Source organism: Pseudomonas sp. TWI628, assembly GCF_039673865.1.
Lineage (GTDB): Bacteria > Pseudomonadota > Gammaproteobacteria > Pseudomonadales > Pseudomonadaceae > Aquipseudomonas.
Window position 1 is genome coordinate 1 of the sequence record NZ_JBDJMM010000032.1, and the last position, 25,315, is coordinate 25,315.

The window sequence follows — 25,315 nt, forward strand, 5'->3', positions numbered from 1 at the left end:
TCTGGCACACTTGTGTCCCCCCACACACACAAAAAAAACCTTGGGGGTTGCCCCCCCGCCCCCCCCGCTTCTATATAGCTACACCAGCAGACGATCACTCAGCCTTCAGGGTAACCCGGCCAAACGACTTCTTACCTGCCTGGCACACATGGGTCGCACCGAGAACAAACATGAAGTCCTTGTCGACCACAGCACCATCGACCTTCACCGCACCACCACTGAGCAGGTCTCGCGCCTGCGCCGAGTTCTTCACCAGGCCAGCACGGTTCAGCACAGCAGCGATCGGCAGGTCCTCAGCTGCAGCCACTTCGATCTCCGGCAGATCTTCCGGCAGCTCGCCTTCCTTCATACGGTTACCCGCAGCACGGTGAGCATTGGCCGCCGCCTCTTCACCATGGAAGCGCGCAACAATCTCTTCAGCCAGCTTGATCTTGATGTCACGCGGGTTCGCGCCATTGGCAACGTCAGCGCGGAACTGCTCGATCTCTTCCATCGAACGGAAGCTCAGCAGCTCGAAGTAACGCCACATCAGGGTGTCCGGGATCGACACCAGCTTGCTGTACATCACGCCCGGCGCTTCCTGGATACCAACATAGTTACCCAGCGACTTGGACATCTTCTTCACGCCATCGAGCCCTTCGAGCAATGGCATGGTCACAATGTTCTGCGCTTCCTGCCCATAGGCGCGCTGCAGTTCACGCCCCATCAGCAGATTGAACTTCTGGTCAGTACCACCCAGCTCCACATCAGCCTTCAACGCCACGGAATCATAGCCCTGCACCAGCGGGTAGAGGAACTCGTGGATGGCGATCGGCTGATTGGTGGTGTAGCGCTTGTCGAAGTCGTCACGCTCAAGCATGCGCGCTACGGTGTACTGCGATGCCAGGCGAATGAAATCGGCCGGAGTCAGCTTGTCCATCCAGGTGGAGTTGAACGCGACTTCGGTCTTGGCCGGGTCGAGGATCTTGAAGACCTGCTGCTTGTAGGTTTCGGCGTTCTCCAGCACCTGCTCGCGGGTCAGCGGCGGACGCGTGGCGCTCTTGCCACTCGGGTCACCGATCATGCCGGTAAAGTCACCGATCAGGAAGATGACCTGGTGCCCCAGCTCCTGGAACTGGCGCAGCTTGTTGATCAGCACCGTGTGCCCCAGGTGCAGGTCAGGCGCAGTCGGGTCGAAGCCTGCCTTGATACGCAGAGGCTGGCCGCGCTTGAGCTTCTCGACCAGTTCCGACTCGACCAACACCTCTTCCGCACCGCGCTTGATAAGCGCCAGCTGCTCTTCAACCGACTTCATAGACAGACCCGCAAGGCTCAGATTCAAAGGGAGCCAACCATACAAGATCGGCCATCAATTACAAGTTTCGAAATGAAATGTGACCCGACCGACGCGTCACGGCGTCTACGCGCCCTTGCGTGAAACTAGATTTGGTTATATTTTATACAGTTATTTCATCTTCATCATGTCATTCATCTTTTCCATATTCATTTTTCTTCAAAGTCACCTTACCTATGACCAACGAAACGCCTAAAGCGCCCCCGCTTTATCCGAAAAGCCATCTGTTGGCCGCCAGCGGCATCGCCGCCCTGCTCAGCCTGGCACTGCTGGTATTCCCCTCCAGCGAAGTCGAAGCCAAGAAGACCACCCTCAGCCTGGAGCTGGAGAGCCCGGCCGAGCAGTTGAAGGACGAGTCCAACGCCGCCCCGCTGGTACAGACTCAAGGCGATCAGGGCTCTCCCTTCGCGCAGATCGACGGCGCCGACACCAACACCGAGCAGGCCGCACAAGAAGCGCCTGCCACCGAGAAAAAGCCTGAAGCCAAGGAGCCAGGTCACCGCGAAGTGACCGTAGCCCGTGGTGACACCCTCTCTACCCTGTTCGCCAAGGTCGGCCTACCGGCCAATGCGGTGCACGACCTGCTGGCCAGCAACAAACAAGCCAAGCAGTTCAGCCAGCTCAAGCATGGCCAGGTGCTGCAGTTCGAACTCGATAAGGATGGCGAACTGGCCAGCCTGCACAGCAAGGTCAGCAACCTCGAAACCATCCGCCTGACCAAGACAGCCAAGGGCTACACCTTCGATCGCGAGATCAGCAAGCCGGTGGTCCGTACCGCTTACGCCCACGGCGTGATCAAGAGTTCGCTGTCCGCCTCGGCCCAGCGCGCCGGCCTGTCCCACAGCATGACCATGGACATGGCCAAGGTCCTGGGTTACGACATCGACTTTGCCCAGGATATCCGCCCTGGCGACGAGTTCGATGTGGTCTACGAACAGAAGGTCATGGACGGCAAGGTGGTCGGCACCGGCAATATCCTGTCCGCGCGCTTCACCAACCGCGGCAAGACCTACACCGCCGTGCGCTACACCAACAAGCAGGGCAACACCAGCTACTACACCGCCGACGGCAACAGCCTGCGCAAGGCGTTCATCCGTACCCCGGTCGACTTCGCCCGCATCAGCTCGCGCTTCTCCGCCGGCCGCAAGCACCCGATCCTGAACAAGATCCGCGCGCACAAGGGTGTGGACTATGCCGCCCCGCGCGGCACGCCGATCAAGGCAGCCGGTGATGGCCGCATCGAACTGGCTGGCCGTCGCGGCGGTTACGGCAACACCGTGATCATCGCCCACGGCAACAGCTATAAAACCCTTTACGGTCACATGCAGGGCTTTGCCAAGGGTATCAAGACCGGCAGCAACGTGAAGCAGGGCCAGATCATCGGCTACATCGGTACTACCGGCCTGTCGACCGGCCCGCACCTGCACTACGAGTTCCAGGTCAACGGCGTACACGTCGACCCGCTGAGCCAGAAGGTGCCAATGGCTGACCCGATCGCCAAGAACGAACGCCAGCGCTTCCTGCAGCAGAGCCAACCACTGATCGCCCGCATGGACCAGGAAAAGGCCACCATGCTCGCGGCAAACAAGCGCTGACCCATGGCGCTTTATCTGGGGGTGATGTCCGGCACCAGCCTTGATGGCCTGGATATCGCCCTGATCGATCAAGGTGAGCAGCTTCAGTTGCTCGCCACTCACTATGTCCCCATGCCCACCGACCTGCGCCAGCAACTGCTCAGCCTCTGCAGTAGCGGCCCTGACGAGATTGCCCGCGCCGCCCTGGCAGAAAACCGCTGGGCCAGCCTGGCAGGTGAAGGTGTACGGCAACTGCTCGACAAGCAAGGACTGCAGGCCGACGCCATTCGGGCCATCGGCAGCCATGGCCAGACCATCCGTCATGAGCCGGCTCGCGGCTTCACCGTGCAGATCGGCAACCCGGCGCTGCTCGCCGAGCTTACCGGTATCAGCGTGGTCGCCGACTTCCGCCGTCGCGATGTGGCGGCAGGCGGCCAGGGCGCCCCTCTGGTGCCGGCCTTCCATGAAACCCTGTTCAGCCACCTCGGCCAGCGCCTGGCGGTTCTCAATGTGGGTGGTTTCAGCAACCTGAGCCTGATCGAACGCGACAAGCCCGTGCATGGCTTCGACTGCGGGCCAGGCAACGTGCTGCTGGACGCCTGGATCGAGCGCAAGCGTGGCCAGGCCTATGATGCCGATGGTGCCTGGGCTGCCAGTGGCGAGGTGCAAGGCGATTTGCTCAGCAGCCTGCTGAGTGACCCGTTCTTCGCCGGCAGCGGCCCGAAAAGCACCGGCCGCGAGGTGTTCAACCTGCCCTGGCTGGATGGCCACCTGGTTCGTCTGCCGGCCTACCGTGACGAAGATGTCCAGGCCACCCTGCTGGAGCTGACCGCGCGCAGCATCATCGAATCGCTGCAGAACGCCCAGCAAGGCACCGAGGCATTGCTGGTATGCGGCGGCGGCGCTCGCAATGGCGCCCTTATGGCTCGCCTTGCCCAACTGCTGCCAAAGGCCCGGGTCACCAGCACCGCTGCGCATGGCGTAGATCCGGACTGGGTCGAGGCAATGGCCTTTGCCTGGCTCGCCCACTGCTGCCTCGAGGGCATTGCCGCCAACCGCCCAAGCGTGACCGCGGCCAAGGGGCTACGTGTCCTTGGCGCGATCTATCCAGGCTGATCCCACGCCAGAATGCAAAACGCCGCGCAATAGCGCGGCGTTTTCGTACAGCCTGGCGTCAGATCGAGAACGAAGAGCCACAACCGCAGGTGGTCGCGGCATTCGGGTTCTTGATCACGAATCGCGAACCTTCGAGGCCTTCCTGGTAGTCCACTTCGGCACCAGCCAGATACTGGTAGCTCATCGGGTCGACCACCAGCGAAACGCCTTCGCGCTCGACAATGGTGTCATCTTCGGCCACGTCTTCATCGAAGGTGAAGCCGTACTGGAAGCCCGAGCAGCCGCCACCGGTGACGAACACGCGCAGCTTGAGGCGGTCATTGCCTTCCTCGGAAACCAGGTTCTTCACCTTTTGCGCGGCGCCGTGGGTGAATTCCAAAGCCGTAGGGGTGAAGGTTTCGACGCTCATGTTGATTCTCCCGGCGCAGTAGCCGCCATAAAACTCGATGACGCGCATTATCCGCTTCTCCGAGAAAATTGGTCAAGAATTGTGCGGCTTTAGTCGCGACAAACAAAAAGGCCCGCACTTGGCGGGCCTTTTCCATCAGCAAGCGCTTACGGCAGCAGGCCAGCGTGGGACAGGCCCATGCGCTCGTCCAGGCCGAACAGGATGTTGAGGTTCTGCACCGCCTGGCCCGACGCGCCCTTGACCAGGTTGTCGATCACCGACAGCACCACCACCAGATCACCACCCTGCGGGCGATGAACAGCGATGCGGCAGACGTTGGCACCGCGCACGCTGCGGGTTTCCGGGTGGCTGCCGGCCGGCATCACGTCGACGAACGGCTCATCGGCGTAGCGCTTCTCGAACAGCGCCTGCAGGTCGATCGACTTGTCGGCGACGGTCGCGTACAGGGTGGCGTGGATGCCACGGATCATCGGGGTCAGGTGCGGCACGAAGGTCAGGCCGATGTCCTTGCCAGCGGCCAGTCGCAGGCCCTGGCTGATCTCAGGCAGGTGACGATGGCCCTTTACCGCGTAGGCCTTCATGCTTTCGCCAGCCTCACAGAACAGCGAACCGACCGCTGCACCGCGGCCAGCACCGCTGACGCCCGACTTGCAGTCGGCGATCAGGCGCGAAGGGTCGGCCAGACCAGCTTCAAGCAGCGGCAGGAAGCCCAGCTGGGTGGCGGTCGGGTAGCAGCCTGGCACGGCAATCAGGCGCGCTTGGCGGATCTTTTCACGGTTGACTTCAGGCAGGCCGTAGACGGCGTCCTTGAGCAGCTCTGGAGCGCCATGCGGCTGGCCGTACCATTTGCCCCATTCGGTGGCGTCCTGCAGACGGAAGTCGGCGGACAGGTCGATGACCTTGGTCCCGGCAGCCAGCAACTCGCCAGCCAGGGCATGGGCGACACCGTGCGGGGTGGCGAAGAACACCACATCGCAGGCGGCCAGGGTCTTGCTGTCCGGCACGCTGAAAGCCAGGCCGTCATAGTGACCGCGCAGGTTCGGATACATGTCGGCGACCGCCACGCCCGCTTCGGAGCGCGAAGTGATGACCGCCACTTCGGCCTGTGGATGCTGTGCCAGCAGACGCAACAGTTCGACGCCGGTGTAACCCGTGCCGCCGACGATACCGACCTTGATCATAACGCTTGCCCCTTATCAACGAGCCGTCTGGAAAGCGCACGATAATAGGGGTGCAAGGCGCCTGTAACAACTCTTGGGGTGCCCCTTCGGGCGCTTGGGCTCTACTATCTGACGACCGTGATTACCTGAAGGAACTCCCTCCATGCTTTACCTATGGATCAAAGCGCTGCATATCGTCAGCGTGGTCTGCTGGTTTGCCGGCCTGTTCTACCTGCCCAGGCTGTTCGTCTACCACGCCCAGAGCCAGGACAGCATCAGCCAGGATCGCTTCGTCACCATGGAGCGCAAGCTGTACCGCGGCATCATGAACCCGGCAATGATCGCCACCTACGTGTTTGGCGCCTGGATGCTCTACCTCACACCCGGCTGGCTGAGCCAAGGGTGGCTGCATGCCAAGCTCACCCTGGTGATTCTGCTGACCGGCTACCATCACATCTGTGGCGCCCAGCGCAAACGCTTCGCCGCTGGCAACAATACCCGCAGTCACGTCTACTACCGCTGGTTCAACGAGGTGCCGGTACTGTTCCTGCTGGGCATCGTGATTCTCGTGGTGGTCAAACCGTTCTGACATAAAACGATGGAGCCGTACTCATGTCCCTGCCCGCTTCGCTCGAACAACGCCTGCGCTTGCCGGTGGTGGCAGCGCCGATGTTCCTGATTTCCAACCCCCAGCTGGTACTGGCCTGCTGTGGCAGCGGCGTGGTCGGCAGCTTCCCGGCACTGAACCAGCGTGACAGCGCCGGCTTCAAGGCCTGGCTGGAAGAAATTGAGGTGGGGTTGGCCAAGTTGCAGGCGCCAGCGCCCTATGCGGTGAACCTGATCGTCCACCCGACCAACCCACGGTTACAGGCCGACCTCGCACTGTGCGTCGAGCACCGCGTGCCGATTGTCATCACCAGCCTCGGCGCAGTGAAGGAAGTGGTGGATGCGGTGCACGGCTACGGCGGGCTGGTGTTTCACGATGTCACCACCCGGCGTCACGCGGAGAAAGCCGCCGAAGCCGGCGTCGATGGGCTGATTGCCGTGGCAGCGGGCGCCGGTGGCCATGCCGGTACCTGGAGCCCATTCGCCCTGGCGGCCGAGATCCGCCAATTCTTCGACAAGACCCTGCTGCTGGCCGGCTGCATCAACCATGGTCACGAAATTCTCGCCGCGCAGTTGCTCGGTGCTGACCTGGCCTACATGGGCACACGTTTCATTGCCACCCACGAAAGCCATGCCCAGGCGGCCTACAAGCAGATGCTGCTCGAGGCTCAAGCCGCAGACATCATCCACACGCCTGCCGTGTCCGGTATCCCGGCCAGCTTCCTGCGCCCCAGCCTGGAACAGGCCGGCTATGACATGGCGGCACTGAAATCCGGGCACGAGCAAGGCAAGCTCAAGCCGATCGACGATGAAGCCAAGGCCTGGAAAACCGTCTGGTCGGCCGGCCAGGGCGTCGGCGATATCCATGATCTGCCCGCTGCCGCCACACTGATCGAACGCCTGCACGGCGAGTACCACGCAGCCCTGCAGCGTTCACTGGAACTGCACGACAAGGCTCTGTAGCAAAAGGCAACAACTCGCCTGGCCAGGCTGTACACTAGGCGCCCTCTTCAACCCCCAGGAGCCTTGCATGACCCGTTACGCCATGATTACTGGAGCTTCCAGCGGCCTGGGCCTGGCCCTGGCGGAAGCCCTGGCACGGCGCGGGCGCAATCTGATCCTGGTGGCACGCCATCGAGAAACGCTGGAGCCGGTAGCGCTCGAACTGGCCCAACGTTTCGGCGTCGAAGTGCTGCTGCGTGCCTGCGATCTCAGCCAGCCCTTGCGGCTGTCCGGTTTCGTGCTGGAACTGGAAGAGGGCGAGCGACGCATCGACCTGTTGGTCAACTGCGCCGGCCAGCGCACCTACGGCCCGTTCCTGGCCCACGAATGGGCCGACGAGCAGGACCTGCTGGAGGTCAATGTCCTTGCCTTGAGCCGCCTGTGCCATGCCATCGGCAACCTGATGGCAGTGCAAGGTGGTGGGCAGATCCTCAACGTAGCCGGCCTGGCCGCTGTCGCGCCGGGACCGGGCATGGCCACCTATGCCGCCAGCAAGGCCTATGTGATGCATTTCAGCGAAGCACTGCGCGAAGAGCTCAAGCCGGCTGGCATCAAGGTATCGGTCCTTTGCCCCGGCCCCGTTCACTCGTCACGTCGGCGCATCCCCAGGCTTGAAGGCAACAGCCGCTGCCTGAGCCCTGAAGAAGTGGCACTGCACACAGTGCGCGCATTGGCCAAAAATCGCGCAGTGATCATGCCGGTACGGCGCAATCGCTGGCTGGCCTTCGCTCCACGCCTGCTGCCGCGCTGGCTGACGCGCAAGCTGGCCGGCTTCATCCACCGCCGTTACTGCCCGGTCGGCATGGAATAGCCTCTGGGCGAGTGGCGCGCGGCTGAGTACACTCGGCCCGACACTCACCATGGAGCACGTGCTGTGGACGATCTATTCCTCAAAATCATCAACCGGGAAATCCCGGCGGATATCATCTACGAAGATGACCAGATCCTGGCCTTCAAGGACATCGCCCCAGCGGCGCCGGTACATTTTCTGGTTATCCCGAAGAAGCACATCCGTACCCTGAACGACCTGACCGAAGAGGACAAGGCCCTGGCCGGCCATATCCTGTTCACTGCCCAGCGCCTGGCGGTCGAGCAAGGTTGCGAAGAAGGCTTCCGCGTCGTGATGAACTGCAATCCGCAAGGCGGCCAGACCGTCTACCACATCCATATGCACGTGCTTGGCCAGCGCCAGATGCACTGGCCGCCGGGCTGACCCAAGGCAAGCTCCTCCCAAGCGATTGAGGTAAACTGTCGGGCATCACTTCAGCGGAGGTGCCCGATGGCCACCGAACGTCACTACTCGCCGCTCGACCGCTTGTTGCTGCAGGCCGATACCGCCATGCGCACCTTGCTGCCCTTCAGCGGCCAACCCTCCCGCCCATCGCCGGCGATCATCCAGCCTGACGCGGACCTGGATGACAACCAGACCCGCCACATTGCCGGGCTCATGCGCATCAACCACACCGGCGAAGTCTGCGCCCAGGCGCTGTATCAGGGCCAGGCCCTGACTGCCAAGCTGCCGCAAGTGCGCAAGGCCATGGAGCATGCAGCCGAGGAAGAAATCGACCACCTGGCCTGGTGCGAACAACGCATCCGCCAGCTGGGCAGCCACCCGAGCGTGCTCAACCCACTGTTCTACGGCATGTCGTTCGGCATCGGCGCCCTCGCCGGCCTGGTCAGCGACAAAGTCAGCCTTGGTTTCGTCGCCGCCACCGAGCATCAGGTGTGCAAGCACCTGGACGAACACCTGGAACAGCTGCCGCAGGAAGACGAGAAATCCCGCGCCATCCTCGAACAGATGCGCGTGGATGAAGAGCAGCACGCCGAGTCCGCGCTCGAAGCTGGCGGCTATCGCTTCCCGATGCCGGTGCGTTTCGGCATGAGCCTGCTGGCCAAGGTCATGACCAAGAGCACCTACCGCATCTGACAAGGGCGCACACATGACGGACCGTATCGACGCCAAGGACCTGGCGCGCGCCGTGCAAGCCGGCATTCTCCAGCCTGGCCAGGACCAGGCCCTGCTGGCGTTTTTGCGCCAGCAACCACCAGCCCGGGGCAGCTTCCAGCTTGCCCATGTCGCCTTCTACTTCGGCGCCCTGCTGATCATGGGGGCAATGGGCTGGCTGCTGACCGAAGCCTGGATGACAATTGGCGACGGGGCCTTGCTGGCCATCGCCACGCTTTATATCGTTCTCCTCACCTCGTTCGCCCTCAACCTGCAGGGGCGCAAGCAACCGGTTGCCGCCGGGGTACTGGCGGCCGTCGCGGTCAGCATCGTGCCGTTGGTCGTGTTTGCGATAGAACGCCTGGCAGGCTGGTGGCCACTGGATGATGCGCAAGCGGATTATCACCAGTACTACACCTACGTGCAGGGTGGCTGGCTGCTGATGGAGGCCGCCACCGTGGTTGCCGGGCTGCTGATGCTGCGCCTGATTCCCTACCCCTTCGTGGTGATGCCGATTGCCGTGGCCCTGTGGTTCATGTCGATGGACCTGAGCGAATGGGTGTATGGCTCGCCCTTCTCCTGGGAACAGCGGCGCACGGTGTCGCTGTGGTTCGGGCTCGGCATGCTGCTGGTGTTTCTGGTCGTCGACGGGCGTACCCGCGAGGACTATGCCCATTGGGGCTACCTGGCTGGTCTGGCGGCATTCTGGGGCGGGCTGACCATGATGGAAAGCGACAGTGAACTGGGCAAGGCGCTGTACTGCCTGAGCAACCTGGGGTTGATGGGCATGGCGGTGCTGTTGCGCCGGCCCGTGTTCATGGTGTTCGGGGCGCTAGGGGTGGCGGCTTACCTGGGTTATCTGTCTTACGAGGTATTTGCCGAGTCACTGTTGTTCCCGGTGGTGCTGACCTTGATCGGGCTGGGGGTGATCGGTTTGGGGCTGGGGTATCAGAAGCGGCGGGAGCGGTTGAGCCAGGCTGTCAGAAGCAGCTTGCCGGAATGGTTGCTGACCGCCCTTCCGGCCCTGCGCGACTGACTGGAGATCGCCGGGGCCGCTGCGCAGCCCCAATATCTCGGACTCAGCCCAGCTCTACGATTTCATAGCCGTGGGTGATTTCAACACCGGCACGCTCGAGCATGATCGACGCCGAGCAATACTTCTCAGCCGACAGCTCCACCGCACGTTTGACCTGGGCCTCTTTCAGCCCACGCCCTTTGACCACGAAGTTCATGTGGATCTTGGTGAACACCTTAGGGTCTTCACTGGCACGCTCGGCCTCCAGGAACGCCTCGCAGCTTTCCACCGCCTGGCGCGACTTCTTCAGGATGCTCACCACGTCGAAGCTGCTGCAGCCACCGAGGCCGAGCAGGAGCATTTCCATCGGGCGCACGCCCAGGTTGCGGCCACCCGCCTCGGGCGGGCCGTCCATCACCACCACGTGGCCGCTCCCCGATTCACCGAGGAACATCGCTTCACCGGCCCACTGGATGCGTGCCTTCATCTGTCCGTACTCCTGGATTTCGCAAAAGGGTGTCAGCTTAAGCCTTGTATGCCTGTCGGAAAAGCTCAATGCGAGTCGCTTTAGTGTCAAAACTTCCAGCGCTGTCTGATAAGCTGGCGCCAATTGACTGGCGCGTCGCGTCAGACAAGGTTTAGAAAGCGCCTATGCCTCGCATCGAACAGGATTTCGTGATGGTTGCCTCAGCCCTACCCGCCAAGATCAAGAACATCGACAAACTGCTGGTTCACTGCCAGCGCCGCCGCCACACCGCCAAAAGCAACATCATCTGCGCCGGTGATCGTGCAGAAACGCTGTCGTTCATCATCAAGGGCTCGGTCACTATCCTGATCGAAGACGACGAAGGTCACGAGATGATCATCGCCTACCTCAACAGTGGCGACTTCTTCGGCGAGCTGGGGCTGTTCGAACCGGCCGGCGGCGAGCAACAGCGCAGCGCCTGGGTGCGCGCCAAGACCGAGTGCGAAGTGGCCGAGATCAGCTACGACAAGTTCCGCGAACTGGCCCGCCAGGACCCGGAAATTCTCTACGCCCTGGGCAGCCAGATGGCCCAGCGCCTGCGCAACACCACGCGCAAGGTCGGCGACCTGGCCTTTTTCGACGTCACCGGCCGCGTGGCCCGTTGCCTGCTCGACCTGTGCAAGCAGCCGGATGCCATGACCCATCCGGACGGCATGCAGATCAAGATCACCCGTCAGGAAATCGGCCGTATCGTCGGTTGCTCGCGGGAAATGGTCGGCCGCGTCCTCAAGGACCTCGAGGAACGCAGCCTGGTACAGGTCAAGGGCAAGACCATGGTGGTCTACGGCACGCGTTAATCCTTGGGCAGGGCTGCCAGCACGTCGTTGTAGGCCAGGGACAGGCGCTCGAACCAGGGCGCCGCGGGCACCACTTCGTGCAAGGCGATATGGCTGTCGGCGCGGCAGCGCTGCTCCAGGTCACAGCATTCATTGAAGCGGTTGACCGCCGCGACCATCGACTCACGCTCGTTATCCAGCAGCAGCGCGCCATGCACCAGCACCACCGGGCGTTTGCCACCCAGGCCCTGGCGCCAGCGCTGGGCCGTGCCGACCAGCTTGCGGCCATTGAGGTTGACGTTGTAACGGCCATCGCAGAAGGCACCGTCGATTTCACCCACCGAAGCGACGCCGCCCCACTCACGCAACACATCACACAATGGCAGGCACAGGCGCTCGTAGGCGTTTTCGATACGGCCATGGTCGCCTTCGCTGCGCGGGGCCACGTAGACCAGCGCAACGTTTACTGTCGCGTGCGATTGCGGCACCGGCTCGCCACCGGTTTCACGCAGCAGGACCGGCCAGCCGGCAATCGCCAGTTCCGAGCAAGCCGCTTCGAAATTGTCCAGCCTGCTCATGCGCCGGGGCATGACCAGGGCGTGGTCGGTGGGGCGCCAGAACAGTACACCGGCATCGCGTTCGCCACGGCAGACGGCGGCCAGCAGATCCTGCTCGGCTTGCAGGCCCTGTTCGACAGTGAGGGCCTGGGGTTGATCGGTCATTGATCCACCTTTGATGTTGGTTTCACCGGTCTCTGCGCAGACTTGCCCGCGAAGAGCCCGGATCAGGCATACAAAAAAGCCGGCATAAAGCCGGCTTCGTATTCGATCAGTCCAGAGGCTGAACAGTCTTCTTCACCTGATCCGGGAAGAACAACCGCTGCAGTTCCAGCCCCGGCTGCGGGGCGCGCATGAACGCCTCACCGACCAGGAACGAGTAGACCTCGTTGATCTCCATCAGCTCCACATCGGCGCGGTTGAGAATACCGCTTTCGGTCACCACCAGGCGGTCACGTGGAATGCGCGGCAGCAAGTCGAGGGTGGCTTCCAGGCTGACCTCGAAGGTGTGCAGGTTACGGTTGTTCACACCCACCAGCGGCGTGTCGAGGTTCTTCAGCGCACGCTCCAGTTCATCGCTGTCATGCACTTCGACCAGCACGTCGAGGCCGACGTCCTTGGCCACCGAGGCCAGCTCGACCATTTTCGCATCCTCCAGCGCCGACACGATCAGCAGCACGCAGTCCGCACCCAGAGCACGGGCCTCGACGATCTGGTACGGGTCGACCATGAAGTCCTTGCGGATCACCGGCAGCGAAACCGCAGCGCGGGCCTCTTGCAGGTACTCGTCTGCACCCTGGAAGTAATCCACATCGGTCAGCACCGACAGGCAGGTCGCCCCACCCTTCTCGTAGCTGACGGCGATGTCCGCCGGCACGAAGTCTTCGCGGATCACGCCCTTGCTCGGCGACGCCTTCTTGATTTCGGCGATTACCGCCGGCTGCTTGCGCTTGGCCTGCTCGATCAGCGCATTGGCAAAGCCACGTGGCGCATCGGCTGCCTTGGCCAGGCGTTCAAGCTCGGCAAGGCTCACGCGCGCGCTGCGCTCGGCCACTTCCTGGAACTTGCGGGCGATGATCCTTTCCAGCACCGTCGGCACACTCATGCTTCGTTCTCCACCTTGAATACTGCAGTAAAGGCGCCCAGTTCCTGCAGCTTCTCCCAGGCCAGCCCGGTGTGCAGTACATCGTGGGCCAGTTCCACGCCAGTTTTCAGGCTCATGGCATGGTCAGCGGCATACAACGCCGCGCCGGCATTGAGCACGATCATTTCGGCGGCCTTCTGGCCGTTTTCGGTCTTGCGCCGGCCCAGGGCATCGCGGATCAGCTCCAGCGAGGCCTGCGGCGTCTCGACAGCCAGGCCATGCAGGCTCTGGCTCTTCATGCCGAGGTCTTCGGGTTCGACCCAATACTCGGTGATCTCATCATTCTTGAGCTCGGCGACGAAGGTTGGCGCAGCCAGGCTGAACTCGTCCAGGCCATCCTTCGAATGCACCACCAGCACATGCTTGCTGCCCAGACGCTGCAGCACCTCGGCCAGCGGACGGCACAGCGCCTGGGTGAACACGCCGACCACCTGGTGCTTCACTCCGGCCGGATTCGTAAGCGGGCCGAGCATGTTGAACAGGGTACGCAGCCCCAGGTCGCGACGCGGGCCAGCGGCATATTTCATGGCGGTGTGATGGCTTTGGGCGAACATGAAGCCGATCCCCAAGCTGTCAATGCAGCGAGCGACCTGGGTCGGGGTCAGGTTCAGGTAGATGCCAGCGGCTTCCAGCAGGTCGGCGCTGCCGCTCTTGCCCGATACCGCGCGATTGCCGTGCTTGGCCACGGTGCAACCGGCAGCGGCGAGGACGAACGACGACGCAGTGGAAACGTTGAAGATGTTGGCGCCATCACCACCGGTACCGACGATATCGACCACGCCATCGAGGCTTTTCAGTTCGACCTTGTCGGCCAGCTCGCGCATCACCGAGACCGCACCGACGATCTCGTCGATGCTCTCGCTCTTCATGCGCATGCCCATCAGGAAGGCACCGATCTGCGCTTCGCTGCACTGGCCGGTCATGATCTGGCGCATGACATCGCGCATCTCATCGGTGCTGAGGTCCAGGTGGCCGACGATGCGGCCCAACGCGCTCTTGATATCCATGATCGATCCTTAGCGGCGGCCGCCGGTCTGCTTGAGGAAGTTGGCGAACAGCTCGTGGCCCTGCTCGGTGAGGATGGACTCGGGGTGGAACTGCACCCCTTCGATGTTCAAGGTCTTGTGGCGCAGGCCCATGATCTCGTCGACCGAACCGTCTTCATGGGCAGTCCAGGCAGTGACCTCCAGGCAATCCGGCAGGGTTTCGCGCTTGACCACCAGGGAGTGGTAGCGGGTCACCGTGAGCGGGTTGTGGAGCTCGGCGAACACACCGAGGTCACGATGGTGCACCGGGCTGGTCTTGCCGTGCATGACCTGGCGGGCGCGCACCACATCACCGCCAAAGGCCTGGCCGATGGACTGGTGGCCCAGGCAGACACCGAGGATCGGCAGCTTGCCGGCAAAATGCAGGATGGCTTCGATGGACACGCCCGCTTCGCTCGGCGTGCACGGGCCAGGAGAGACGACGATACGCTCAGGGTTGAGGGCTTCGATCTCGGCGATGGTCATTTCGTCATTGCGAATGACCTTGACCTCGGCACCCAGCTCGCCAAGGTACTGAACAACGTTGTAAGTGAATGAGTCGTAATTGTCGATCATCAGTAACATCGGGCTAAACCTCTTGAATCTACTGACTTCAAAAAACGAACCTTCCTACACCACCGCGGGCACGGTTTGGCCACGAAGGGCAGTCGCTAAACGGACAGGAAGACAAACGGGGACGGGCCGGACGGGCCGGCAGGAGATAAAGTCAGGCGCGCCAACGCCAACGGGCGTGGGCCTTGATAACGCGCATCAAGAGTTTGCTGACGATCAACACAGGATAGGTCTCGCTCATACTTGCAGGCACAGTAGCCTACCGGGGCGGCTGGCGCAATATGCCCGTAAACACGGGGAAACGAATGGACTTGGGAGGGATGCACAGCGATTTGCTAAGGTCGGGCAGCTATCCCTCATAAAAACAATGAAAAGGATGTTCGACGATGCCAAAAGTCCCCTTGATGAGATTCACCCTTGCTTCACTGGCCTTGGCCTGCAGCCAGGCTTTCGCCGCCCCTTCGCCCTATTCCACAGTGGTCGTGTTCGGTGACAGCCTCAGTGATGCCGGGCAGTTTTTCGGCGCGCGCTTTACCAACCGCGATGCCAATGGCAACTATGCCGCGGTATCGCCGATGATTCTCGGCGGGCGGCTGGGCGTGAATCCGACACAACTGGGCCCCTCCACCTCCCCCGTCAACCCAGCGCTGGGGATTGCCGACGGCAACAACTGGGCGGTAGGCGGTTACACCACCCAGCAGATCCTCGATTCGATCACCAGCACGTCCGAGACGATCATCCCGCCAGGGCGCCCCGGCGCCGGGGTGGTTCTGCGTGAAAAACCGGGCTATCTGGCCAACGGCCTGCGCGCCGACCCCAATGCGTTGTACTACCTGACCGGTGGCGGCAACGACTTCCTGCAAGGCCTGGTTAACAGCCCGGCCGATGCCATAGCCGCCGGCGGCCGCCTGGCCGCCAGTGCCCAGGCTCTGCAGCAAGGCGGGGCCCGCTACATCATGGTCTGGCTGCTGCCCGACCTCGGACAAACCCCGAACTTCAGCGGCACGCCCCAGCAAAACCCATTGTCGCTGCTGTCCGCTGCATTCAACCAGTCGCTGCTCGGCCAACTGGGGCAGATCGATGCCGAAATCATCCCCCTGAACATTCCCGTGCTGCTGAGCGAGGCACTGGCCAGCCCCAGCCAGTTCGGCCTGGCCACCGGCCAGAACCTGGTTGGCACCTGTTACAGCGGCGAAGGATGCGTGGAAAACCCGATATACGGCATCAATGGCATAACGCCAGATCCGAGCAAACTGCTGTTCAATGACTCGGTACACCCGACCATTGCCGGCCAGCAACTGATTGCCGACTACGCCTACTCGATCATTTCCGCCCCCTGGGAGCTGACCCTGTTGCCGGAAATGGCCCACGCCAGCCTGCGCGCGCACCAGGACGAACTGCGCAATCAGTGGCAGACACCCTGGCAAACCGTCGGCCAATGGCAGGCCTTCGTCAGCACTGGCGGGCAGGACCTGGACTTCGATGACCAGCGCAGTGCTGCCAGCGCCGACGGGCGCGGTTACAACCTGACCCTGGGCGGCAGCTACCGGCTGAACGATGCCTGGCGCCTGGGGCTTGCCGGTGGGGTGTACCGGCAGAAGCTGGAGGCCGGTGAACAGGACTCGGACTACAAGCTCGACAGCTACCTGGCCAGTGCCTTCGCTCAGTTCCGCCAGGAGCGCTGGTGGGCCGATGCCGCGTTAAGCGCGGGCCACCTGGATTACCACGACCTCAAGCGCACCTTTGCGCTGGGCGTCAACGACCGTAGTGAAAAGGGCGACACCGATGGCGAGGCCTGGGCCGTGACTGCCCGGGTGGGCTACAACCTTGCGGCCGACAGCAGCAGCTGGCAACTGGCACCCTTTATCAGTGCCGACTATGCGCGGGTGAAGGTCGATGGCTATGAGGAGAAAAGCGGGCGCTCCACAGCGCTAGGCTTCGATGATCAGGAGCGGACTTCGCGGCGCCTGGGCGTCGGGCTGCTAGGCAGCGTGCAGGTGATGCCAAGCACCCGGCTGTTTGCCGAGGTGGCGCAGGAGCACGAGTTCGAGGATGACCAGCAGGATGTGACCCTGCACCTGACGACGTTGCCAGAGAATGACTTCACCTTGACCGGTTATACACCACACAGTGATTTGACTCGGGCGAGTCTGGGGGTGAGCCATGAGCTGGTGGCGGGGGTGCATCTGCGCGGGAACTACAACTGGCGCAAGAGTGATGAGTTGACTCAGCAGGGGGTGAGCCTGGGGGTCAGCGTCGACTTCTGAATCGTCGGGGCCGCAAAGCGGCCCCAATCGAATTACTTGGCGGTAGTCTGCTCAGCCAGCGCCACGGCACGGAACATCGCCCGGCGCTTGTTGATGGTCTCTTCCCACTCCAGTGCCGGCACCGAGTCGGCAACGATGCCGCCACCGGCCTGCACATGCAGCTCGCCATCCTTGATCACCGCAGTACGGATGGCAATCGCGGTATCCATGTTGCCATTCCAGGCGAAGTAACCGACCGCACCACCGTAGACGCCACGCTTGACCGGCTCAAGCTCGTCGATGATCTCCATCGCGCGGATCTTCGGTGCACCCGACAGGGTGCCCGCCGGCAGGATTGCCCGCAGCGCATCCATCGCGGTCAAGCCTTCACGCAGTTGGCCGGTCACATTGGACACGATGTGCATCACGTTCGAGTAACGCTCGATCACCATCTTCTCGGTCAGGCGCACGCTACCGGTGGACGAGACGCGGCCCACGTCGTTGCGGCCCAGGTCGATCAGCATCAGGTGCTCGGCGATCTCTTTCTCGTCCGACAGCAGGTCGTCTTCCAGCGCACGGTCCGCTTCTTCGGTAGCACCACGCGGGCGGGTACCGGCGATCGGGCGCACGGTGACAAGGTTGTCTTCCACCCGCACCAGCACTTCCGGCGAGCTACCAACCACATGGAAGTCGCCGAAGTTGAAGAAGTACATGTACGGCGTCGGGTTGAAGCAACGCAACGCGCGGTACAAGTCAATGGGGGCAGCCTTGAAGTCGATCGACATGCGCTGCGACGGCACAACCTGCATGCAGTCGCCGGCCAGGATGTATTCCTTGATACGGCCCACCGCGTTCTCGTAGTCGTCACGGGTGTAGCTGGAGCGGAATTCCGGCTCGGCAGCCATTGGCCCACTCAGGTCCAGGCCGCGGCGTGGGGTGATCGGCTGGCGCAGTTTCTCCAGCAGGCCTTGCAGGCGTGCCTGGCCTTGCTCGAAGGCCTGCTCTTGCGCCGGGTCGACCAGCACGATGGCGTGCATCTTGCCCGCCAGGTTGTCGAACACCACCACCGCATCGGAAACCATCAGCAGAATATCCGGCACACCCAGCGGGTCCGGGTTAGGGCTGGCACCCAGGCGTTTCTCGACATAGCGCACGCAGTCATAGCCAAAGTAGCCGACCAGGCCACCGTTGAAACGCGGCAGGCCAGGAATGTCGGCAACCTGGTAACGGTCCTTGAAGCTTTCGACGAAGGCCAGCGGGTCCTCGACGTCGTGGCTTTCCACTTCCACGCCATCCTGCAGGATGCTCACGTGGTAGCCATGCACGCGCATCACGGTGCGCGACGGCAGGCCGATCATCGAGTAACGGCCCCACTTCTCGCCGCCCTGCACGGACTCGAGCAGGTAGGAGTTGGCTTGGTCAGCCAGTTTCAGGTAGATCGACAGCGGCGTGTCGAAGTCGGCCAGGGTTTCACAGGCCAAAGGGATGCGGTTGTAGCCGGTAGCGGCCAGGCGCAGGAATTCTTCGCGGGTCATGGGTAGCCTCGTGGCAAGCAGCAGTAAGGTCAGGCAAGCGGACGGGCCGGCAGGCGCCGGCGGGCATAAGTCAGGCGCGCCAGCGCCAACGGGCCAGGGCCTTGATGACTTTCATCCAGAATTTGCCAGTGACCGCCACGGTGGACTCTCTGTCTTGGGAGGCTTGAAGGTCCGCCAACGTTATCCCAGTGGCCGGGTCTGTGCAACCGGGCAGCAGCGCGCGCAGGTCGTCGACCACTAGGCTGGGGGCTTCCTCGGTGATCGGCCGGCCATGGTTGTAGCCATAGCTCAGGCCCACACATTGCACCCCGGCCGCCTTGGCCGCCAGCACATCGCTGCGCGAGTCGCCGACGAACAGCGACTGCTGCGGGCTGACCCCGGCCATCTGCATGACGAACAGCAGCGCCGCCGGGTCGGGCTTTTTCTGCGGCAAGGTATCGCCGCCGATGATCCAGCGGAAATAGCGGCCGATCTTCATCTGGTCCAACAATGGCGCGACAAAACGCTCTGGCTTGTTGGTGATCAGCGCCATTTCCACGCCCTGCTTCTGCAGCCAGCGCAGGGTGTCTTTCACACCGGGGTAGAGCATGGTGAGCTCATGGCTTTCGGCGTAGGCGTCCATGAACAGCGCCAGGCCCTTCTCAGCCAGCGCATCGTCCACGGCGTCATGCTCGATAGCACCGGCCAGTGCGCGGCGCACCAGTACCTGGGCGCCGTTGCCAACCCAGTGGCGAACCGCCTCAAGACCCGCTGGCGGGCGCCCCAGTTCGAGCAGCATGCGGTCCACGGCGGCCGCCAGGTCGGGTACCGAGTCGATCAGGGTACCGTCCAGATCGAACATCACCAGCCTGGGCAGCGTCCCCGGGAACAGCTGCTCGAAGCCACTCATGGGCGGGCCTGAGCCAGTTCGGCGCGCATCTTGGCGATGACTTCCTGATAGTCCGGGGCGTTGAAGATCGCCGAGCCAGCTACGAAGGTGTCAGCGCCTGCGGCGGCGATTTCGCGGATGTTGTTGACGTTGACGCCGCCGTCGATTTCCAGGCGGATGTCGCGGCCACTGGCGTCGATCAGGGCGCGGGCTTCACGCAGCTTGTCGAGGGTGCCGGGGATGAACTTCTGCCCGCCGAAGCCTGGGTTGACGCTCATCAGCAGGACCATGTCGACCTTGTCCATCACATACTTCAGTGCATCCAGGCTGGAGGCCGGGTTGAACACCAGGCCGGCCTTGCAACCGCCGTCCTTGATCAGTTGCAGCGAACGGTCGACATGCTGCGAGGCTTCCGGGTGGAAGGTGATGTAGGTGGCACCGGCCTCGATGAAGTCACCGATGATGCGGTCAACCGGGCTGACCATCAGGTGCACGTCGATAGGTGCGGTCACGCCGTACTTGCGCAGCGCGGTGCAGACCATCGGGCCGATGGTCAGGTTGGGTACGTAGTGGTTGTCCATGACATCGAAGTGGACGATGTCGGCACCCGCGGCCAGAACCTTGTCGACGTCCTCGCCCAGACGGGCGAAATCGGCAGAGAGAATGGAGGGGGCAATAGCGTAGGGCTGCATGGCGCACCTGTTGGCAGAATCACGGTGGCGCGCATTGTAACTCAGGGAAAGGAATCGGGGCTGATTGGTATCAACCCCGATTACACCGTTGCATCAGGCAGGTTGTTGGGTGCGCAGTTTCTCGCTCCGCCCACGCAACCACTCCAGGGTCAACAGCAGCACCACCGAGAAGGCGATCAGCAGGGTCGCCGCCGCCGCAATGGTCGGGCTGAGGTTCTCGCGAATGCCACTGAACATCTGCCGCGGCAAGGTTGCCTGCTCAGGCCCGGCGAGGAACAAGGTCACCACCACTTCGTCGAACGACGTGGCAAAGGCGAACAACGCTCCCGAGATCACCCCAGGGGCAATCAGCGGCAAGGTCACCCGACGGAAGGTCAGCAATGGCGAGGCACCCAGGCTGGCCGCCGCGCGTACCAGGTTGTAGTTGAAACCCTGCAAGGTCGCCGACACGGTGATGATGACGAACGGCACACCCAGCACCGCGTGCACCAGGATCAGCGAGATGAAGCTGTTGCCCAGGCCCAGTGGGGCGAAGAACAGGTAGCTGGCCACGCCGATGATCACCACCGGCACCACCATCGGCGAAATCACCAAAGCCATCACCAGCGACTTGCCGGGGAAATCGCCGCGGGTCAGGCCAATCGAGGCCAGTGTGCCAAAGACCATCGCCAACACGGTGGCCGCCGGCGCGACGATGATGCTGTTCTTCAGCGCCCGCATCCACTCGGCCGAGGCGAAGAAGTCATGGTACCACTGCAGCGAAAAACCCTGCAGCGGGTACACCAGGAAACTGCCGCTGTTGAACGACAACGGCACGATCACCAGCACCGGCAACACCAGGAACAGCAGGATCAGGCCGCAGAGGATGCGCAGGGTATAGAACCAGACCCGTTCGACGGGCGACATGTAGGGGCTCAGCATCTCAAGGCTCCTCAGCTCAGGCGCAGGCGGCTGGCGCCGACCAGCCAGCTATAGATCAGGTACAACAGCACGGTCGCCAGCAGCAACAGCCCGCCCAGGGCGGTAGCCATGCCCCAGTTGATGCTGGTGTTGGTGTAGAAGGCGACGAAGTAGCTGACCATCTGGTCGTTCGGGCTGCCGAGCAGCGCCGGGGTGATGTAGTAGCCGATGGCCAGGATGAACACCAGCAGGCAACCGGCACCCACGCCGGCGTATGTCTGCGGGAAGTACACCCGCCAGAAGCTGGCGAACGGGTGGCAGCCCAGCGAAATCGCCGCACGCATGTAGCTCGGCGAAATGCCTTTCATCACGCTGTACAGCGGCAGGATCATGAACGGCAGCAGGATGTGCACCATCGAGATGTACACGCCAGTGCGGTTGAACACCAGCTCCAGCGGCTGGTCGATGATGCCCATCGCCATCAGCGCGCTGTTGATCAGGCCACCGGACTGCAGCAGCACGATCCACGCTGCCACCCGCACCAGGATCGAGGTCCAGAACGGCAGCAGCACCAGGATCATCAGCAGGTTGCTCTGCCGGGTCGGCAGGTTGGCCAGCAGGTAGGCCAGCGGATAGGCCAACACCAGGCAGATGGCGGTGATCACCACACCCATCCACAGGGTGCGGGCAAAGATATCCAGGTAGATAGCCTGGTCGGGGGTGGCCTTGGCCAGCTCGCCGAGGTCATCGATACGGTGGTCGAGCGAAGCCAGCAGGTAGAACGAGGTCACCGAACTGGTATTGCGGCGGATTGCCTGCCAGTAGGCCGGGTCGCCCCAACGCTCGTCGAGTGCCTGCAAGGCATCTTTATAAGAGGCAGGCTCGGCCTTGAACGGCAGCGCCCGCGCAGTTTTGGCCAGCAGGCTGCGGTAGCCGGCCAGCTCCATGTTCAGGCGCTTGGAGAGGTCGCCCAGGGTCTGGTTCTTGCGCGATTCGGCCAGGTCCTGGCTCAGCGCCTTGTAGACGTCTTCGCCGGGCAGGCTTTTGCCGTCCCACTGGCTGATCACCTCGACCGTGCGCGGCAGGCCACCGACCACTTCCGGGTTGCCGACGCTCTTGTACAGCAGCGCCGCGATCGGCACCAGGAACACCAACAGGAGAAACAGCGCCAGCGGCGCGATCAACGCCTGCGCCTTCCAGCGGTTGACCCGCTCGGCATGCTTGAGGCGCTGCTTGAGGCTTGGACCTGCGCCTTCGTTGAGGGGCACTGCAATGGCCATGGCGAACTCCGCGATACAGGCTGAAATTGGGGCTGCTGCGCAGCCCCGCTTCCCGGGTTGTTACTTCTTCGCCGCCCAGGCGTTGAAGCGTTGCTCCAGCTGCTCGCTGTTGTCGGCCCAGAAGGCCACGTCGATCTGCACCTGGTTGGCGATGTTCTCAGGCGTGGTCGGCATGTCCTTCTTCACCGCATCGGCCAGCAGTGGTACGGCCTTGGAGTTGGCCGGGCCGTAGGCGATGTTCTCGGAGTAGGTCTTCTGCTGCTCGGGCTTCACGGTGTAGGCGATGAACTTCTTCGCCTGGTCCAGATCCTTGGCGCCTTTCGGGATCGCCCAGGCGTCGAAGTCGTAGATGCCGCCGTTCCACACCACCTTGAGGTTGCTCTCTTTCTGCACGGCGGCGATACGGCCGTTGTAGGCCGAGCTCATGACCACGTCACCCGAGGCCAGGTACTGTGGCGGCTGGGCGCCGGCTTCCCACCACTGGATGCTCGGCTTGAGCTCGTCGAGCTTCTTGAAGGCGCGGTCCACGCCCTCCTTGGTGCCCAGCACCTGATACACATCCTTCGGCGCAACGCCGTCGGCCATCAGAGCGAATTCGAGGGTGTACTTGGCGCCTTTGCGCAGGCCACGCTTGCCCGGGAATTTCTGCGTGTCCCAGAAGTCGGCCCAGCTGGTAGGTGCGGTCTTGAGCTTGTCGGCGTTGTAGGCCAGCACCGTGGACCATACGAAGAAGCCCACGCCGCATGGCTGGATGGCGCCCTTCACATAATCGGACTCGTTGCCAAACAGCGCCGGGTCGAGCTCCTCGAACATGCCTTCGTCGCAACCACGGGCCAACTCTGGCGACTCCACCTCCACCAGGTTCCACGACACGCTTTTGGTGTCGACCATGGCTTTGACCTTGGCCATCTCACCGTTGTACTCGCCCGCGACGATCTTGCCATTGCCGGCCTGCTCCCACGGCTCGTAGAACGCCTTGACCTGGGCTGCCTTGTTGGCACCACCGAAGGAAACCACGGTCAGGTCCGCCGCCATGCTCTGGCCAGCGGCGCACAGGCCGAGGGCCAGGGCGGTCAGTTTCAACTGCTTGCGCATTATTATTCTCTCCACAGTACAGGGTTGGTGAAGCAATCCATCAGTGGGCTTCGGCAATCGGATCGAGCGCGCGGGCGTGCTCCACCTCCCAGCCCAGCGGTACCACATCGCCCACGGCCAGCGCCGGGTCGAGCTCGGCGATCGGCTGCTTCACGAAGAAGTCGGCCTTGCCGCAGACTTCCAGGCGCACCCGTACGTGGTCGCCCAGGTAGATGAACTCGGCCACGCGGCCGGAGAAGCGGTTGACGCAGCTTTCGCTGTGGCCGTTGAGGCGCACGCGTTCGGGGCGAACCGACAGGGTCACGGGCTCGCCGGCCTGGCCGACGTTCACCGCCAGCGCCTCGACGCGCTCGCCACGGGCCAGCTGCACCTGGCAACGCTTGCCATCGCTGGCCAGCAGGGTGCCGTTGATACGGTTGTTCTCGCCGATGAAGTTGGCGACGAAGGTGTTGCAGGGCTCTTCATAAAGGGTGCGCGGGTCGGCGATCTGCTGGATCTCGCCCTGGTGGAACACCGCCACGCGGTCGGACATGGTCAGTGCCTCGCCCTGGTCGTGGGTCACGTAGACCACGGTCACGCCCAGGCGCTGGTGGATGTGCTTGATCTCCATCTGCATGTGTTCACGCAGTTGCTTGTCGAGGGCACCCAGCGGTTCGTCCATCAACACCAGCTGAGGCTCGAACACCAGTGCCCGGGCCAGCGCCACACGCTGCTGCTGGCCACCGGAAAGCTGGCCGGGGTAACGCTTGGCGAAGGCATCGAGCTGGACCATGTTCAGCACCCGTTTGACCCGCTCGCTGATGTCGGTCTTGCTCAGGCCGCGCACGCTCAGCGGGAAGGCCAGGTTCTCGGCCACGGTCATGTGCGGGAACAATGCGTAGTTCTGGAACACCATGCCGATGTCGCGCTTGTGCGGCGGCACGTTGTTGATCGAACGCCCGGCCAGCTGGATCTCACCGGCGGTGGGGGTTTCGAAACCGGCCAGCATCATCAGGCTGGTGGTCTTGCCCGAGCCGGAGGGGCCGAGCAGGGTGAGGAATTCACCCTTGCGAATGTCCAGGTTGAGGTTTTTGACGATCAGCGACTCGCCGTCGTAGCTCTTCTGCACACCACGGAAGCTGACCAGCGTCTCACTGGTGGCAGCGTTCGAATTCGCCTCGCTCATGCCTGCACCTTCTTGTTGGAATGACTGCGTAGGCAACAGAGTAGAAGAGCCGCAAGCGCCCGGAAATCGGCGGCCCTGAGAGAATGCCATCATCCCGGTGGAAGATTTTCTGTAGGGCGATCCCTACAAGGATGTCGCAATCAGACCAGCTTGTGCTCCATGGCGTACTTCACCAGCTCCGCCAGCGAATTGACCTTGAGCTTCTGCATCAACCTGGCCTTGTGGGTGCTGATGGTCTTGCTCGACAGCGCCAGCTGCTGGGCGATGTCATTGACGTTGGCACCCTGGGCCAGGCGCTCGAACACCGAGAATTCGCGCTCCGACAACAGCGTGTGCAGTGGCCGGGTCTCGGTCAGGCCTACCTCGAAGACCATGCGGTCGGCCAGCGCCGGGTCGATATAGCGCCCGCCGCCTGCCACCCGGCGAATCGCCGTGAGCAACAGGGCCGGGTCGCTGTCCTTGGTCGCATAGCCAGCAGCGCCAGCTTTCAGCGCACGGGCAGCCATCTGCGCCTCATCGTGCATCGACAGCATCAGGATCGCCGGGGCATCGTGCAGCGCGCGGATACGCGGGATCGCTTCCAGGCCATTTACCCCCGGCATGGAGATATCCAGCAACACCACCTCACAAGGCGTGTGGCGCAGGGTTTCGAGCAACTGCTCGCCATTCCCGGCCTCCCCTGCCACCTGCATGTCTTTGGCCAGGCCGATCAACTGTTTGATGCCTTCCCGGACAATGGTGTGGTCTTCGGCCACCAGCACTCGAATCACGCT

At 62.8% G+C, this 25,315-nt stretch carries 26 protein-coding genes; 10 read left to right on the plus strand and 16 right to left on the minus strand.

Annotated features, from left to right (window positions below; all coding sequences use genetic code 11):
- Positions 1-94: 94 nt before the first annotated feature.
- Positions 95-1,294: a tyrosine--tRNA ligase gene (tyrS, locus tag ABE528_RS22265; RefSeq protein ID WP_152958022.1), complete on the minus strand. Its 1,200-nt coding sequence runs from the start codon at positions 1,292-1,294 to the stop codon at positions 95-97.
- A 215-nt stretch (positions 1,295-1,509) separates the two neighbouring features.
- On the opposite strand from tyrS, the gene ABE528_RS22270 reads away from it, so the two are divergent.
- Both ABE528_RS22270 and ABE528_RS22275 read left to right on the plus strand, forming a co-directional pair.
- Complete coding sequence (locus ABE528_RS22270) at positions 1,510-2,928, plus strand: peptidoglycan DD-metalloendopeptidase family protein (protein WP_346654076.1); 1,419 nt, start codon at positions 1,510-1,512, stop codon at positions 2,926-2,928.
- Between the two features lie 3 nt (positions 2,929-2,931).
- Positions 2,932-4,023, plus strand: coding sequence for an anhydro-N-acetylmuramic acid kinase (locus ABE528_RS22275; RefSeq protein WP_346654077.1), 1,092 nt, complete (start codon positions 2,932-2,934; stop codon positions 4,021-4,023).
- 58 nt (positions 4,024-4,081) lie between these two features.
- On the opposite strand, the gene erpA is transcribed toward ABE528_RS22275, so the two are convergent.
- Positions 4,082-4,432 (minus strand): iron-sulfur cluster insertion protein ErpA, encoded by a 351-nt coding sequence (gene erpA / locus ABE528_RS22280; RefSeq protein ID WP_027917433.1) that lies wholly within the window; start codon positions 4,430-4,432, stop codon positions 4,082-4,084.
- A gap of 146 nt (positions 4,433-4,578) precedes the next feature.
- On the minus strand, positions 4,579-5,613 hold the full coding sequence (argC, locus tag ABE528_RS22285; RefSeq protein WP_346654078.1) for an N-acetyl-gamma-glutamyl-phosphate reductase: 1,035 nt from the start codon (positions 5,611-5,613) through the stop codon (positions 4,579-4,581).
- A 142-nt stretch (positions 5,614-5,755) separates the two neighbouring features.
- On the opposite strand from argC, the gene hemJ reads away from it, so the two are divergent.
- The 6 genes from hemJ (at position 5,756) to ABE528_RS22315 (ending at position 10,181) form a co-directional block, all read left to right on the plus strand.
- Complete coding sequence (hemJ, locus tag ABE528_RS22290) at positions 5,756-6,181, plus strand: protoporphyrinogen oxidase HemJ (protein ID WP_152958017.1); 426 nt, start codon at positions 5,756-5,758, stop codon at positions 6,179-6,181.
- A gap of 23 nt (positions 6,182-6,204) precedes the next feature.
- Positions 6,205-7,161 (plus strand): nitronate monooxygenase family protein, encoded by a 957-nt coding sequence (locus ABE528_RS22295; protein WP_346654079.1) that lies wholly within the window; start codon positions 6,205-6,207, stop codon positions 7,159-7,161.
- A gap of 67 nt (positions 7,162-7,228) precedes the next feature.
- Positions 7,229-8,011, plus strand: coding sequence for an SDR family oxidoreductase (locus ABE528_RS22300; protein ID WP_152958015.1), 783 nt, complete (start codon positions 7,229-7,231; stop codon positions 8,009-8,011).
- 63 nt (positions 8,012-8,074) lie between these two features.
- Positions 8,075-8,413 carry a histidine triad nucleotide-binding protein gene (locus ABE528_RS22305; protein ID WP_277460179.1) on the plus strand — a complete coding sequence of 113 codons (339 nt, stop codon included), beginning with the start codon at positions 8,075-8,077 and terminating at the stop codon, positions 8,411-8,413.
- A gap of 66 nt (positions 8,414-8,479) precedes the next feature.
- Positions 8,480-9,127 (plus strand): 2-polyprenyl-3-methyl-6-methoxy-1,4-benzoquinone monooxygenase, encoded by a 648-nt coding sequence (gene coq7 / locus ABE528_RS22310; RefSeq protein WP_346654080.1) that lies wholly within the window; start codon positions 8,480-8,482, stop codon positions 9,125-9,127.
- 13 nt (positions 9,128-9,140) lie between these two features.
- Complete coding sequence (locus tag ABE528_RS22315; RefSeq protein WP_346654081.1) at positions 9,141-10,181, plus strand: DUF2157 domain-containing protein; 1,041 nt, start codon at positions 9,141-9,143, stop codon at positions 10,179-10,181.
- Between the two features lie 43 nt (positions 10,182-10,224).
- Here ABE528_RS22315 and ABE528_RS22320 read toward each other — a convergent pair whose 3' ends face one another.
- Positions 10,225-10,647 (minus strand): OsmC family protein, encoded by a 423-nt coding sequence (locus ABE528_RS22320; RefSeq protein WP_004376171.1) that lies wholly within the window; start codon positions 10,645-10,647, stop codon positions 10,225-10,227.
- Positions 10,648-10,838: 191 nt separating this feature from the next.
- On the opposite strand from ABE528_RS22320, the gene crp reads away from it, so the two are divergent.
- Entirely contained in the window at positions 10,839-11,483 is a 645-nt protein-coding gene (crp, locus tag ABE528_RS22325; RefSeq protein WP_152958011.1) for a cAMP-activated global transcriptional regulator CRP, read from the plus strand.
- Here the strand turns inward: crp and ABE528_RS22330 are convergent.
- The 4 genes from ABE528_RS22330 to ABE528_RS22345 form a co-directional block, all read right to left on the minus strand.
- Positions 11,480-12,184 (minus strand): lipoate--protein ligase family protein, encoded by a 705-nt coding sequence (locus ABE528_RS22330; protein ID WP_346654082.1) that lies wholly within the window; start codon positions 12,182-12,184, stop codon positions 11,480-11,482. The two genes, crp and ABE528_RS22330, sit on opposite strands and share 4 nt — an antisense overlap.
- Before the next feature lie 106 nt (positions 12,185-12,290).
- Positions 12,291-13,124, minus strand: coding sequence for an indole-3-glycerol phosphate synthase TrpC (gene trpC, locus ABE528_RS22335; RefSeq protein ID WP_346654083.1), 834 nt, complete (start codon positions 13,122-13,124; stop codon positions 12,291-12,293).
- Positions 13,121-14,170, minus strand: coding sequence for an anthranilate phosphoribosyltransferase (gene trpD / locus ABE528_RS22340; RefSeq protein ID WP_152958008.1), 1,050 nt, complete (start codon positions 14,168-14,170; stop codon positions 13,121-13,123). The genes trpC and trpD overlap by 4 nt, the downstream gene beginning before the upstream one ends.
- A gap of 9 nt (positions 14,171-14,179) precedes the next feature.
- On the minus strand, positions 14,180-14,773 hold the full coding sequence (locus tag ABE528_RS22345; RefSeq protein ID WP_152958007.1) for an aminodeoxychorismate/anthranilate synthase component II: 594 nt from the start codon (positions 14,771-14,773) through the stop codon (positions 14,180-14,182).
- Between the two features lie 374 nt (positions 14,774-15,147).
- Between ABE528_RS22345 and estP the strand changes: the two genes are divergently transcribed.
- The gene (gene estP / locus ABE528_RS22350) at positions 15,148-17,028 is read left to right on the plus strand and encodes an esterase EstP (protein WP_346654084.1); all 1,881 of its coding nucleotides are present in this window, start codon (positions 15,148-15,150) and stop codon (positions 17,026-17,028) included.
- Positions 17,029-17,060: 32 nt separating this feature from the next.
- On the opposite strand, the gene trpE is transcribed toward estP, so the two are convergent.
- The 8 genes from trpE to ABE528_RS22390 form a co-directional block, all read right to left on the minus strand.
- A complete protein-coding gene (gene trpE, locus ABE528_RS22355; protein WP_346654085.1) occupies positions 17,061-18,542 on the minus strand; it encodes an anthranilate synthase component I in 1,482 nt (493 codons plus the stop codon).
- Positions 18,543-18,612: 70 nt separating this feature from the next.
- Positions 18,613-19,431 (minus strand): phosphoglycolate phosphatase, encoded by an 819-nt coding sequence (locus ABE528_RS22360; RefSeq protein WP_152958004.1) that lies wholly within the window; start codon positions 19,429-19,431, stop codon positions 18,613-18,615.
- Positions 19,428-20,102, minus strand: a complete 675-nt coding sequence (gene rpe / locus ABE528_RS22365) for a ribulose-phosphate 3-epimerase (protein WP_049273746.1) — start codon at positions 20,100-20,102, stop codon at positions 19,428-19,430. The genes ABE528_RS22360 and rpe overlap by 4 nt, the downstream gene beginning before the upstream one ends.
- A 93-nt stretch (positions 20,103-20,195) precedes the next feature.
- Positions 20,196-21,023 carry an ABC transporter permease gene (locus ABE528_RS22370; protein WP_079226329.1) on the minus strand — a complete coding sequence of 276 codons (828 nt, stop codon included), beginning with the start codon at positions 21,021-21,023 and terminating at the stop codon, positions 20,196-20,198.
- Positions 21,024-21,034: 11 nt separating this feature from the next.
- A complete protein-coding gene (locus tag ABE528_RS22375; RefSeq protein WP_103448737.1) occupies positions 21,035-22,282 on the minus strand; it encodes an ABC transporter permease in 1,248 nt (415 codons plus the stop codon).
- A 60-nt stretch (positions 22,283-22,342) separates the two neighbouring features.
- Entirely contained in the window at positions 22,343-23,377 is a 1,035-nt protein-coding gene (locus ABE528_RS22380) for an ABC transporter substrate-binding protein (protein WP_346654086.1), read from the minus strand.
- Between the two features lie 40 nt (positions 23,378-23,417).
- A complete protein-coding gene (locus ABE528_RS22385) occupies positions 23,418-24,542 on the minus strand; it encodes an ABC transporter ATP-binding protein (RefSeq protein ID WP_152958002.1) in 1,125 nt (374 codons plus the stop codon).
- A 140-nt stretch (positions 24,543-24,682) separates the two neighbouring features.
- Positions 24,683-25,312 (minus strand): response regulator transcription factor, encoded by a 630-nt coding sequence (locus ABE528_RS22390; protein WP_054885209.1) that lies wholly within the window; start codon positions 25,310-25,312, stop codon positions 24,683-24,685.
- Positions 25,313-25,315 lie beyond the last annotated feature (3 nt).